Here is a 12750-nt window from a genome sequence, read left to right as displayed (position 1 = left end):
ACCTAGTACCCAGCACCCTTTACCTTTCACCTAACAACTACTTCCCAATAATATGCAGCTGTGTAAAGTTTTTATCTACGGTTAGTTCTGTGTTTCCGTTTACTTTTAACTTCGATAGGGGTGTTACTTGGTTATCTACTTCAATGGTCGAAATAGTAAACGGAAGACGTTTTAAATCCAATTTAAACTTGGAGTAGGGCGTCACATATTTCCCTTCTTTATGTTGCTGAATAATAAGCTCTTTGGGCTTTCCAGTTAACTTAAACGTTCTAAAGCTATAGCGTCCTTTTCGGTAGTCGTAGCCATCGTGGGCATCTTCGTATAACACCGATTCTTCTTTTCCGTGCTTAAAATAGACTTCCAATTCTACTTCGTCAAATTCCTTTTCCCCCACATATTGCTGCACAGGATATTTTGGAATAATAGCGCCTTCTTTTATAAACATAGGGATGCTGTCGATATCGGCATCTACCCAATGTTCTTTTCCGCCTTCCACCAACTCATAGGTCCAGTAATTGTACCATTTTCCTTTTGGAACGTACATTCTGCGACCCCTAGCGTTAGGTTCTAAAATTGGGCATACCAAAATATGATCTCCCATGATAAATTCGTCGGTACGGTAATAGGTTTGTGCATCTTCTTGGTCAAACAATACCAAGGGTTTAATCATAGGCGTGCCTTCGGTAACATATTGTCTAAACGAAGTGTAGATATAGGGTAATAATTTGTACCGAAGCTCTACAAACTTTCGGGTGATATCGGTGACATTTTCATCAAACGACCAAGGTTCTTGATCACCGTGATCTCCCGAAGAATGCACCCTACAAAACGGATGAAAAATTCCTAGTTGAATCCAACGGATAAATAACTCACCAGTGGGCTGTTCGGCAAATCCGCCAATATCGGTACCAATAAAACTCATCCCCGAAATCGCCATCCGCTGTATCTGCTGATTGGCAATCCAAAGGTGCTCCCAGCTCGCTACGTTATCGCCTGTCCAGCTTGAGGTATAGCGTTGCGTACCAGAATAGGCAGCTCGTGTAATCACAAAAGGTCTTTTAGGAAACACAAATTGCTTTACGCCTTTGTAGGTGGCACGTGCCATTTGCATTCCGTAAACATTGTGTGCCTTGGCATGACTACAAGCATTGCCGTCGTAATCGTGACGCACATCTAGCGGGAAGGTTTTGGTAGGTACTTCCATCACAGCAGGTTCGTTCATATCGTTCCAAATACCGTGTACACCCACATCTTCAATGAGTTCTTTGTATAGTCCGCTCCACCATTTACGTACTTTTGGGTTGGTGAAATCGGGGAAATTACATTCGCCTGGCCATACTTTTCCGCGCATTAAAGGACCGTCGGCACGTTTACAGAAATAATCGTTTTCTAAGGCTTCCTGATACACCCAATAATCCTTGTCGATTTTAATTCCAGGGTCAATGATAGCAACGGTTTTAAAACCATCTTCTTCCAAATCGGATATCATTTTCTTGGGATCTGGGAAGTATTCTTTATTCCAAGTAAAACAACGCCAACCTTCCATATAATCGATATCAAGGTAAATAGCATCACACGGTATTTTTAAATCTCTAAATTTTTGGGCAATCTCTCGCACATTGCTTTCGGGATAGTAACTCCATTTACTTTGGTGGTAGCCTAAAGCCCATAGGGGTGGTAATTCGGGTTTTCCGGTAAGGTCGGTGTAACTGGTGACCACTTCATTCATTTCGGGACCGTAGAAGAAGTAATAATTCATTTCGCCTCCCTGTGCCCAAAAACTGGTGACGTTTCGGCGTTCGTGACCAAAATCGAAAAAGGTTCTAAAGGTATTGTCGAAGAAGATTCCGTAGGACAATCCATTATGAAGTCCAATATAAAACGGAATCGCTTTGTATAAAGGGTCGCGGTCTTTTCCGAAGGCATATTCATCGGTCACCCAATTTTCCAATCGTTTGCCTTTTAAATTGAAATGCGTGGGTTTGTCGCCCAAACCATAATAGCATTCCATTTTCTCCTCTTGCTTGCTCATTTTCACGATATCGCTACCGTGTTCGTAGCTGTATTCCCAGTGAAAACCAATCTCGTCTTGATTGATAAGATTCCCTTCCACATCGTAAATGGTTTTACGCATATTGGCTTTTTCAATGTGCAGCACCAATTTTGCAGTGGTAATGATATAGCGGTCGGGTTGTTCAATATATTCCAAATGATTATACCCCCGCACAGCATCGCTATCGATGGCGTAACTAAAGTCTTTTGGGAAACTTCCGTAGGTGGTATATCGAAATCGTAAAATGCTGTCCCTTACTACGGTTATTTGCAGTAAAACACCATTTTCTGAAGTGATGAGGAATTTATCTTTTTCTTTGGTAAAATGTATTATTTGGGAGGGAAACTGATTTCCTTTGTGTTCTAATTCGGTATTTACAATCATACGTAATGCTTCATTTTAGCGGTCTTTACAAATGAAAAGATTTCTGAATAAAATAAAGGTATGGAAACCATTTATTTCAGAAAAGTAATCAACAATCGAAATCGATTTCGTTAACTATTTACTTTGGAATTTATTCTTTTTAAAGCAATCATTCCCAAAGGCGGAAGGTTAAAAGTGGCCGATTGTTTGCGATATTGCCATTCTAATTTCTCTGAAGTATACTGTTTCTTTACTGGAAAGTTGGAACCACCGTATTTGCTTTCGTCGCTATTAAAAATGAGTTTGTAGGTTCCTTCCTTCGGAAGTCCTATACGATAGTCCTCACGGGGAACGGGAGTCATATTACAAATAATAATAACATCGTCTTTTTCTTTTTCACCTTTTCGAATGTAAGAAAGTACCGAGTTTTCGGCATCGTTATAATCGATCCATTCAAAGCCTTCATTGGTGAATTGTTTTTCGTACAAAGCAGGCTCTTTTTTGTAAAATCCATTTAAGTCTGACACCAATTGTTGTACGCCTTTGTGGTAGTCATATTGCAATAAATGCCAATCCAAGCTTTGCTGAAAATTCCATTCTTCACTTTGTCCAAATTCACCACCCATAAAGAGTAAATTAGTCCCTGGATGCGTTATCATATAACTGAAAAGTAATCGCAAATTGGCAAAGCGCTGCCATTCGTCTCCGGGCATACGGTACAACAACGACTTTTTTCCATATACTACTTCGTCATGACTTAACGGCAGCATAAAATTCTCAGTAAACGCATAGGTCATACTGAAGGTTAAATCGTTTTGATGATGCTTTCGATACACCGGTTCTTTTTTGAAATATTCAAGGGTATCGTGCATCCATCCCATCATCCATTTCATTCCAAAGCCAAGACCTCCTAAAAAGGTGGGTTTAGACACCAAGGGGAAGCTGGTAGATTCTTCGGCTATGGTTTGTACGCCTTCAAAACTGCCGTAGATTTCTTCGTTTAATTCTTTAAAAAAGGAGATGGCATCGAGGTTTTCTCTGCCTCCAAATTGGTTAGGATCCCATTCGCCTTCTTCGCGAGAATAATCTAAATACAACATGGAAGCAACAGCATCTACCCGTAATCCGTCTGCGTGGTACTGGTCGAGCCAGAATATGGCATTACTGATTAAAAAAGCACGTACTTCATTTCTTCCGTAGTTAAAAATGAGGCTTTTCCAATCCGGGTGATAGCCCTTTTTTCTGTCAGGATGTTCGTATAAATGAGTACCATCGAAAAATCCGAGTCCGTGCGCATCTTCAGGGAAATGGGAGGGTACCCAGTCTAAGATGACACCTATGTCGTTTTTGTGTAATTCGTCCACCAAGAGCATAAAATCTTCAGGTTTTCCAAAACGTGACGTGGGCGCAAAGTAGCCTGTAAGTTGGTAGCCCCAGGATGGATCGTAGGGATATTCCATAATAGGCATAAACTCTACGTGGGTAAAGTTCATTTTTTTCAGATAGGCGGTGAGTTCTTTGGCTAATTCAATATAGGTGAGGGGTCTATTTTCTTTGCCATTGTGCATCCACGAACCTAGATGTACCTCATATACCGAGAAAGGCCTATTTAGCTGATTGGTTTCCTTTCTGGATTCCATCCATTTGGCGTCTTTCCATTTGTAGTTGGTGTCCCAAACCACGGAGGCGGTATTAGGTGGGTGCTCACAACGACGGGCAAAAGGATCTGCCTTTTCGGTTTTAATATCGTTATGGTGCGAATGAATTTTATACTTGTATTTACTGCCTTTTTCCACATTGGGAATAAATCCTTCCCAAATTCCAGAACCGTCCCAACGCACATTCAAAGGATGTTCCCCTTCAATCCAATAATTAAAATCTCCTATAACCGAAACTGCCTTTGCCGAAGGTGCCCAAACGGCGAAATACACTCCTTTTTGTCCATCCACTTCGGTGAGATGGGCTCCTAATTTTTCGTATAGCCTGAAGTGCTTTCCAGCCTTAAAAAGATTGATGTCAAATTCAGTAAGAAAACTGTGTGCGAGTACGTTGCTCATAGGTGTTTGGTTAATCTAATTTCATAATAGAAGAAATTCCTTCCAATGGGATGACCGCCCAAAGCGGTCTTGCGTTCATTTCGTAGCCTAGCTCGTAAACTGCTTTTTCAAGCATCGAATATTTTAACACATAAATACGTTCCTGGCTATAGCCAATATTAATGTTGGCATTCTGAATTTTTTCGGTGTAACTTTCTAAAAATACCCCTATAAAGTAGCGGTATAGCAGCTCTCCAGCATAGAATAAATCTTCATCACTTTGCGGATAGGTATCTCCATTATTAAAAATGGTAGCATAAATGGCATAATGAAACGAACGGAAAAGCCCTGCCACATCTTTTAGGGGCGGCTGTTTTACTTTGCGATCCCGAATGGTACTTTCGGGTTCTCCTTCAAAATCGAGAATATAAAAATCGCCGTTTTTTACCAATATTTGTCCTAAGTGATAATCGCCGTGAACCCTTAGTCGCTCTCCTTTTAGCTTGGTCCAATCGAAATCGAGAAATCGTTTTCTAATATCATTTTTTTGTTCCAAAAACTGCTTGGCGAGATCCAAAGTAAGACCCTCCAGTTTATGAATATTGTTTTCAACAGTATTTAAGCGATTCTGAAATTGATACAACAATCTATTTTTTAACCAGACTTCGTAGTCTCCGTTAAAGCGTTCGGGGGTAAAGGCGGTTTCTTCAAATTCAGACCCTAAAGCGATGTGCATTTCGGCCGTACGAATACCTAATTGTCGTAAATTTTGAAAAAGGCTTAATCCGCCCCAATCAATAATTTCTGGGGGAACGTCTCTAATCTTTAATCGGGCAAACATGTCAACATCGGGGAGTTGCCGAACATTAATGTGCTTATCGGAAAGCGTTTTAAACACCTTATCCAATTTTTTCAGCATATATTCCCAAGCATCCCCATCATTAGGAACCATCTCTTGCATAAGCGCAATGGTGGTAATGACATTTTCTGAATCTTTAATATTGATACTTCCCAAATAGGCAGGCGTATTTTGAAATCCTTTTTTATCGGACAGGAAACGCGACATTTCGTAATCTGGGTTTTTGGTAGAATAAATCCTTCTGAAAAACTTAATAACACAGGTATCATTAATCACCACCGACGTATTGCTCTGCTCCATTCCCATAAACCGAGACGATTTGTACACAGTCTCTTTAAGACGTTCCCCTTTATGGTATTGTACCCGGGTGGTATCGATAGGTTGGGCATTTAAAATACGTTCAAAAACTAATTTTCTGAACGCTTCCAAGTTTATGGCATCAATAATATAGCCATCTACTTTATTAATGGATACCTTTAAAATACGTTCATCTTTGGCAAAATCTTCATCGGTAACAAACGCAATGGGTAGAAAATAATGTTGATAAAAGGCTTCCACAAAATTCACTTCCAGAATAAGTCCATAGTAAACCTCTTCCTTTTGTTGAATTCTGAAATACTCTGTAAGTTCAATATATTTCAGCTTACTCGATTTACCACCGTACCAACGCTGTTTAGTAATATAATCTTCCAATACTTCTGAAAGGAACATTTTCATAAAGCCAGCATCGTCCATGAGTTGCTCCCAAGTGGTATTAAAACTTGAAGGCGATTTCATTTTGGATGTATCTAGCTTTGCCATTTATTTTTCAATTTTAAAAAGATGAAAAGGGAGTACCGGATGTAACTCGATATAGTTCCATTCTTTACCCCAAATGTAGCTACTCTGCGTGATTAAGTCCTTCACTTTTACGGGATGTCCTTCGTTAATTCCCAACATTTTTAAGGGAAGTTGAACAAATCCTTTTTGGGTGTGATAGGGATCCAAATTTACTACACAAAGTATTTCGTTTTCCTTTTGTTGATCATATTTGTAATACGCCAGTAGATTTTCATTTTCGATGGAAAGAAACTCTATATTATTGGTTTGCTGTAAGGCTTTTTGGTCTTTTCTACATTCATTGATTTTCGTAATCAAGGTAGTCAACTTATTTTCAATAGTCCAATCCCAATGACGTATTTGGAATTTTTCTGAATCTAAATACTCTTCTTTTCCGGGCAATGCTGCCCCTTGCATATATTCGAAAACTGGTCCGTAGATTCCGGTGTTCGAGGATAGGGTCGCGGCTAAAAAGTACTTTTGAAGGTACACCGATTCTAAATTTCCTTGTAATGCCCAAGGATTGATATCTGGGGTGTTGGGCCAAAAATTGGGTCGGAAGAAATACCGTTGATCGGTCTTAGTTAATTCGTTTAGATACTCAATGAGTTCGTGTTTACTATTTCGCCATGTAAAATAACTGTAGGATTGTGTAAATCCTTGTTTGGTAAGCTGATGCATTACTTTAGGCTTTGTAAAGGCTTCAGAAAGGAAAAGTACATTAGGGTGTTTCTTTTTTATTTCGGAAATAAGCCAACCCCAAAAGTAAAACGGTTTGGTGTGTGGATTATCTACTCTAAATACTTGAATGTCGCACTCTTCAATCCAGTAAAGGGCTACAGAAAGCAATTCGTCCCATAGGTTTTTCCAATCTTCGGTTTCAAAATAAATAGGAAGAATATCTTGGTATTTTTTTGGTGGATTTTCGGCATATTGTACCGTTCCATCAGGTCGCCATTTAAACCATTCAGGATGTTCTTTTACCCAAGGATGGTCTGGTGCTGCCTGTAGGGCATAATCTATAGCGATTTCAATGCCAAGGCTTTTTGCTTTTTGCACAAGGGATTTAAAATCTTCAACGGTTCCTAAATCGGGATGTACAGATTTATGTCCGCCTTTTTTAGAACCAATACCCCAACATGATCCCACATCACCTTCCAGAGCGGTGGTGGTATTGTTTTTCCCTTTTCTATTTACTTCACCAATGGGGTGAATGGGAGGGAAGTAGAGGGTGTCGAAGCCCATTTTTGCGACTCTAGGGAGTAATGCTTCACAATCTTTAAAAGTACCGTGTTGTCCTTCGATAGGTGATGAGGAACGTGGAAAAAATTCGTACCACGTACTAAAAAGTGCTTTTCCACGATCGCAATAGGCTTTTAAAATGGCGCTTTCGTTGACCAAATGTTTTTCTGGATATTTTGAGAAAATGTCATGTAATTCTTTGGAAGTAGCTTCCTTTATGGCTTCGTTATAATGAGAAGTTTCTGTAAATAGTTTTTTTAAGTTTTGTAGGTATTTTTTTTCAGAAGCATTACAAACCTTGATGGATTTATCAAGATAGTCAACCCCTTCTAATAACTCGGAAATTACTTTTTGGCCGTCGTCAATTTTTCGTTTAATTCCGTGTTGCCAATTGAGTGCGTAATCTACCCAGCCTTCAATTTTATATTCATAAAACCCTTGTTTTTCAGTACTAAATGAAGCTTCCCATTCGTCGTTTGGCATTGGACACATTCTTTTAATAGTCCAGCTTTTCGCTTTTTCATGCTTAAAACAAAGGTTTGCAGCAATAATGTCATGTCCATCCGCTAAAACATTTGCAGTAATAGGAATAATTTCACTGACGACACATTTAATAGGGTGTATTCCAGCTTCAATTTGAGGGCGTATATTTTCAATAATAACCCTACTTTGGTTGCGCATATAGTAATTGGTTTGCTTAGTATTTGTTAAATATATAAAACCAACGGCAAATAATTAAAGACTTTATAGTTTCTTTACAATCGATATCGTTTTCGAAAGAAAAATCATAAAAAAAGGCTCTATTATAGAGCCTTTAGGTTTACGAATAGTTAGGGTTTGTTAATTTCCATCATCACTTCCTTCAACAGCAATTACTGGTTTTCCAGTTGTGTGAAGTTTGTTTTCGTCAAGATATACTACAGCTGAATGACTTAAAAGTATTTTTGAAATTTGCGAAGTATTCTTGAAATTATTTTTTGCTACAATAAACTCTCTTAAAATTCTACTTCTTGATAATTCTAGAGGTAAATCTCCAGATAAATTATTTTGAAAGACATTAAATACTTCTAAATTTTGAAGGTTATTAATAGTACTTGGTATTTCTCCTGAAAGCTCATTACTGCTTAAATGTAAAAGCTTTAAATTGATAAGGTTACCAAAAGAAGCCGGTATGCCTCCTTTAATAAAGTTTCCGTTTAAGGCTAATACTTCAAGTGTTTTAATATCACCCAAACTTTCGGGTAGTTCTCCAGAAATATTATTGAAAGACAACTCTAAAACTTTTAAGTGATTTAATTGGTTAATTGATGAAGGGATTTCGCCATTTAAGTTATTAAAAAGCATTCTTACCTCTGTAACGTGATTATTGGTAATTGTAACACCTTCCCAATGTGTTACAGGTTCATTCATAGGCCAACTCAATTTCCATTGGTCACCTTGTGTTGATTGATATAAATCTTTTAATGCATTTAATTCACTCTCTGGTATTTGCGCAAAAAGCGAAACACTTATCAATAAGAGATAAATGGTGAGGGTTAATTTTTTCATTGGGGCGGGGTTTTTAGGATAATTCCTACATTAATACAAAGCAAATAACAATTAAATCTGATTAAAAACAAAATTTATTCGATGAAATGCACTTTTTTAAATAATTGATACTAAATAAAACTATAATTGTAGTGGCAACTTATTTCGTATTTTTACAGTATAATTACTACACATGCTTAAAAACAAACTTGCCTTACTCGATGCTTTAAACAAACTTTGTAATAACACATTGATGGAGACGTTGGGTATTGAATTTACCGATATTAGTGAAAATGAGGTGGTTGCAAGAATGCCTGTTAAACCAAAGGTTCATCAACCCAACGGAGTCTTGCATGGTGGAGCTTCAGTAGCCTTGGCTGAAAGTGTTGGAAGTGCCGGGACTCTTATGCTTACTGATGGTAAGGATGTTCAAATTCGTGGGATTGAAATTTCAGCAAATCACGTTAAAAGTGTAAAAAATGGGTATGTATATGCAAAAGGTAAAATGGTCCATAAAGGGAGAACCATTCAGCTTTGGCATATTGATATTTTAAATGAAAAAGAGGAATTAATTTCTTTTATAAAACTAACCACCATAACCTTGCGTACATAGTAGTATGATACCAATTTCTATTTTTGAAAAAATAAGTCATCAACTTCAGGTAAAAAAACCATTTATTGCGTTTTCGTTGCCCGATAGTGAAATCATTACTTTTTATTTTCAAAAAAGTAATAAGGAAATTGATATTAAAGAAAATGATGAACAGGGCTTTGTTATGCATCCTTTTGATGAATCACAAAAAGTTTATAATATTTCTAAGAGTGATGCAGACACAATAGAGATTAAAATAAATGAAAGTTTTGAAGAATTTAAAAATATAAAGATAAAGGTCAATCCTTCAGAAATTGAGACTCACAAAGCATTAGTGACTAAAGCTATTTCAGAAATTAAGAAAAAAAGAGCTACAAAGATTGTTGTTTCTCGAGTTCAAAAAATTGCGTTAAAAGATTTTAAATTCGAACTACTACTGGAGCGCATTTTTTCATTGTCACAAAATACGTTTCGCTATGTTTGGTACCACCCAGATACAAGTATTTGGTGTGGAGCCACCCCAGAATTATTACTAAAAACTGAAGATGAATGCTTCCATACCATGGCTCTAGCAGGAACTAGAGAATATGTCACTAACTCAAGTGTTGTTGGGTGGAGCGAAAAGGAACAACACGAGCATCAAGTGGTTATTGATGATATTGTGAACAAACTTCAAAAAGCAGTTACGGTTTTAAAAATGTCTAAAAGCTATACACATAGAGCGGGTCCCGTTGTGCATCTAAGAACCGATATAAGAGGATGTTTCAAAAAAGGAAAAGCAAGTTTGTCTGCCATTGCTAAAATTTTGCATCCAACGCCTGCTGTTTGCGGAACTCCAAGAAAAGTAGCATCAGAATTTATTAAAGAATTTGAAAACTATAAAAGAGAATTGTATACTGGATATTTGGGGTGTATCCAAGACAAAAGTAAAGATTCTTTTCTATTTGTAAATTTACGATGTATGAAGATTGAAAATAACCATGCTCACATATTTGTGGGGGGTGGTATTACCGCCGACTCTAACCCAGAAGCCGAATGGGAAGAAACGCAAAATAAAATGAAAACGATGCTACAAGTGTTGCAACCAATGCTTTAAAATATGAATCAATGTTAGTATCTTTGTGATGAATGATCTATTCAACAAAAATTCTTTCGCAAACCATCGTTGAGCTCTGCCGAATAAAAGGAATAGACCATATTGTTATTTCACCAGGTTCCCGAAATGCCCCATTAATTGTAGGTTTTACGTCGCATGATTTTTTTACTTGCTACAGTATCGTTGATGAACGATGTGCCGCCTTTTTTGCTTTAGGGATGGCACAACAACTTCAAAAACCAGTGGCTTTGGTTTGTACTTCAGGATCAGCAGCATTAAACTATTATCCAGCCATTGCAGAAGCTTTTTACAGCGATATTCCTTTAGTGGTCTTAACGGCTGATAGACCTTCACATTTAATAGATATTGGCGACGGACAAACCATAAGACAAGAACATGTGTTTGCCAATCATATTGAATACAATGCAAACTGCAAAGAAGGAGAAGAGTTTCAAGAATATAATGAAACTGAAATAAATATAGCCTTAAACTGTGCTTTTGAAAAACAAGGGCCTGTCCATATTAACCTTCCTTTTTCTGAGCCATTATACGGAAGAACGGATGTTTTATCAATTCAGCCGAAGGAAATTAGGACAAACCCTTTTGAAGATACTATTGAGGATAAAAAGCTTCAAACATTAGCTAAAAAATGGAATCAATCTAAAAAGAAAATAATACTCATTGGTGTGTTACAGCCCAATTCCATTGAAGAAAAGTACCTTGAAATTTTGGCAAATGATGATAGTGTGATTGTTTTCACCGAAACAACATCAAACGTACATCACACTCACTTTTTTCCTTCTATTGACCAATTAATTTCATCGCTCACTTCCGAAGAGTTCCGAAATCTACAACCAGATATTTTAGTCACTTTAGGTGGAATGATTGTGTCTAAAAGAATAAAAGCATTTTTACGAAACTATTCCCCTAAGGAACACTGGCACATAGGTCGTAAAGAGGCCAACAACACTTTTTTTGCTTTAACTGAACGTATAAAATGTTCACCAAATCACTTTTTTGAATCCTTTCTGCCACAGATAACTGCAGTTCAAACAAATTATCAAACTCTTTGGTTAAGCATTAAAGACCATAAACTCCAGAAGCACGTTATTTTTGAAAAAAAGGCGCCATATTCAGATTTTTTGGTGTATCAGGCTATATTCAACAGCATTCCTAAAACGAATATATTACAATTAGCAAATAGTACGGCCATACGCTATGCCCAACTTTTTTCGCTAGATGCATCTTCGCAAGTTTTTTGCAATCGAGGAACCAGTGGTATCGATGGTAGCACAAGTACGGCCATTGGAGCAGCAGTTAAAAGTAATAACCCAACAGTATTTGTTACAGGTGATTTAAGTTTTTTCTACGATAGCAATGCCCTTTGGAATAACTACATCCCTAATACCTTTAGAATAATTTTAGTGAACAACCGAGGCGGCGGAATTTTTAGAATTTTACCTCATGCAAAAGAGGTGGCTCATTTTGAAAATTACTTTGAAACGAGGCACACCTTAACAGCAAAACATATATGCAAGATGTTTGGGTTTGAATATGCTACAGCAAATAGTTTGGATTCCGTAAAAAGTCAGCTAGAAGATTTTTATACGTTGAGCGAAAATCCAAAATTATTGGAAATATTCACCCCATCTGACGTAAATGATATTGTTTTAAAGGAGTATTTCAAAGCTATTTCTTAACTTCATTCAGTATGTTTTTGGCCCAATAATAGGCGTCTTCTAACGACTCAAAACTCTCAATAGGTTTATTAAAGAATTTTGCTTCATAGGAGGCATTCACTTTACTTTCTTCCGTATAATTTACTACAGCAATTGCTTTTAAAGTGGGAACGGCTTCTAAATATTTAAAATCGGTAGGGTTTACCGAGTAGGAATGTATTCTATTCGCGATATAAACTAGTGGCCTCGTTTTCATGATTTGAATCCCTTTTACGAGCATTTCAAAAGAAGATTTATAAGAAACAATAACTCCTTCATTTGCCTCCACAATAACCACGTTTTCATAAAAATACACGGTAGCAACCTTTGTTTTTAGAATATCTAAAAGGGGAATTTTCTCTGGAAGATTATGTGGGGAGTTAGGTACCATTTTCGGTTTTTAAAACTACACAAAAGTTTCATTCAAAACAACAATCAAGTTTCT

Annotated in this window: 9 protein-coding genes; 3 read left to right on the top strand and 6 right to left on the bottom strand. The window is 37.2% G+C overall.

The features are described 5' to 3' along the window. Nucleotides 1-37 precede the first annotated feature (37 nt). From KXJ69_RS05195 to KXJ69_RS05175, 5 genes are all read right to left on the bottom strand, one after another. Complete coding sequence (locus tag KXJ69_RS05195) at nt 38-2437, bottom strand: glycoside hydrolase family 31 protein (RefSeq protein ID WP_219051914.1); 2400 nt, start codon at nt 2435-2437, stop codon at nt 38-40. Between the two features lie 110 nt (nt 2438-2547). After that, nucleotides 2548-4473: a 1,4-alpha-glucan branching protein GlgB gene (gene glgB / locus KXJ69_RS05190; protein ID WP_219051913.1), complete on the bottom strand. Its 1926-nt coding sequence runs from the start codon at nt 4471-4473 to the stop codon at nt 2548-2550. Between the two features lie 10 nt (nt 4474-4483). Then, nucleotides 4484-6112, bottom strand: coding sequence for a trehalose synthase (locus KXJ69_RS05185; RefSeq protein WP_219051912.1), 1629 nt, complete (start codon nt 6110-6112; stop codon nt 4484-4486). Then, nucleotides 6113-8053, bottom strand: coding sequence for an alpha-1,4-glucan--maltose-1-phosphate maltosyltransferase (locus KXJ69_RS05180; RefSeq protein WP_219051911.1), 1941 nt, complete (start codon nt 8051-8053; stop codon nt 6113-6115). A gap of 159 nt (nt 8054-8212) precedes the next feature. Beyond that, the gene (locus KXJ69_RS05175) at nt 8213-8920 is read right to left on the bottom strand and encodes a leucine-rich repeat domain-containing protein (protein ID WP_219051910.1); all 708 of its coding nucleotides are present in this window, start codon (nt 8918-8920) and stop codon (nt 8213-8215) included. Between the two features lie 172 nt (nt 8921-9092). Here KXJ69_RS05175 and KXJ69_RS05170 point away from each other — a divergent pair, with 172 nt between their 5' ends. From KXJ69_RS05170 to menD, 3 genes are read left to right on the top strand one after another with little or no spacing between them, the layout of a single operon-like run. Continuing rightward, the gene (locus KXJ69_RS05170; RefSeq protein WP_219051909.1) at nt 9093-9512 is read left to right on the top strand and encodes a PaaI family thioesterase; all 420 of its coding nucleotides are present in this window, start codon (nt 9093-9095) and stop codon (nt 9510-9512) included. Between the two features lie 4 nt (nt 9513-9516). Further along, on the top strand, nt 9517-10587 hold the full coding sequence (locus KXJ69_RS05165; RefSeq protein WP_219051908.1) for an isochorismate synthase: 1071 nt from the start codon (nt 9517-9519) through the stop codon (nt 10585-10587). A 32-nt stretch (nt 10588-10619) separates the two neighbouring features. Beyond that, complete coding sequence (gene menD / locus KXJ69_RS05160) at nt 10620-12287, top strand: 2-succinyl-5-enolpyruvyl-6-hydroxy-3-cyclohexene-1-carboxylic-acid synthase (RefSeq protein ID WP_219051907.1); 1668 nt, start codon at nt 10620-10622, stop codon at nt 12285-12287. On the opposite strand, the gene KXJ69_RS05155 is transcribed toward menD, so the two are convergent. Beyond that, nucleotides 12277-12696, bottom strand: a complete 420-nt coding sequence (locus KXJ69_RS05155) for a hypothetical protein (protein ID WP_219051906.1) — start codon at nt 12694-12696, stop codon at nt 12277-12279. The genes menD and KXJ69_RS05155 overlap by 11 nt on opposite strands. Nucleotides 12697-12750: the final 54 nt, after the last annotated feature.

Source organism: Halomarinibacterium sedimenti, from assembly GCF_019312585.1.
Lineage (GTDB): Bacteria > Bacteroidota > Bacteroidia > Flavobacteriales > Flavobacteriaceae > Halomarinibacterium > Halomarinibacterium sedimenti.
This window is presented reverse-complemented; position numbering and strand designations above follow the sequence as displayed.

Excerpts from the sequence above, each read along its gene's own strand:
- KXJ69_RS05175 (WP_219051910.1), bottom strand. The coding sequence starts at position 8,920 with ATGAAAAAATTAACCCTCACCATTTATCTCTTATTGATAAGTGTTTCG.
- KXJ69_RS05170 (WP_219051909.1), top strand. The coding sequence starts at position 9,093 with ATGCTTAAAAACAAACTTGCCTTACTCGATGCTTTAAACAAACTTTGT.
- KXJ69_RS05180 (WP_219051911.1), bottom strand. The coding sequence starts at position 8,053 with ATGCGCAACCAAAGTAGGGTTATTATTGAAAATATACGCCCTCAAATT.
- glgB (WP_219051913.1), bottom strand. The coding sequence starts at position 4,473 with ATGAGCAACGTACTCGCACACAGTTTTCTTACTGAATTTGACATCAAT.
- menD (WP_219051907.1), top strand. The coding sequence starts at position 10,620 with ATGATCTATTCAACAAAAATTCTTTCGCAAACCATCGTTGAGCTCTGC.
- KXJ69_RS05195 (WP_219051914.1), bottom strand. The coding sequence starts at position 2,437 with ATGATTGTAAATACCGAATTAGAACACAAAGGAAATCAGTTTCCCTCC.
- KXJ69_RS05155 (WP_219051906.1), bottom strand. The coding sequence starts at position 12,696 with ATGGTACCTAACTCCCCACATAATCTTCCAGAGAAAATTCCCCTTTTA.
- KXJ69_RS05165 (WP_219051908.1), top strand. The coding sequence starts at position 9,517 with ATGATACCAATTTCTATTTTTGAAAAAATAAGTCATCAACTTCAGGTA.
- KXJ69_RS05185 (WP_219051912.1), bottom strand. The coding sequence starts at position 6,112 with ATGGCAAAGCTAGATACATCCAAAATGAAATCGCCTTCAAGTTTTAAT.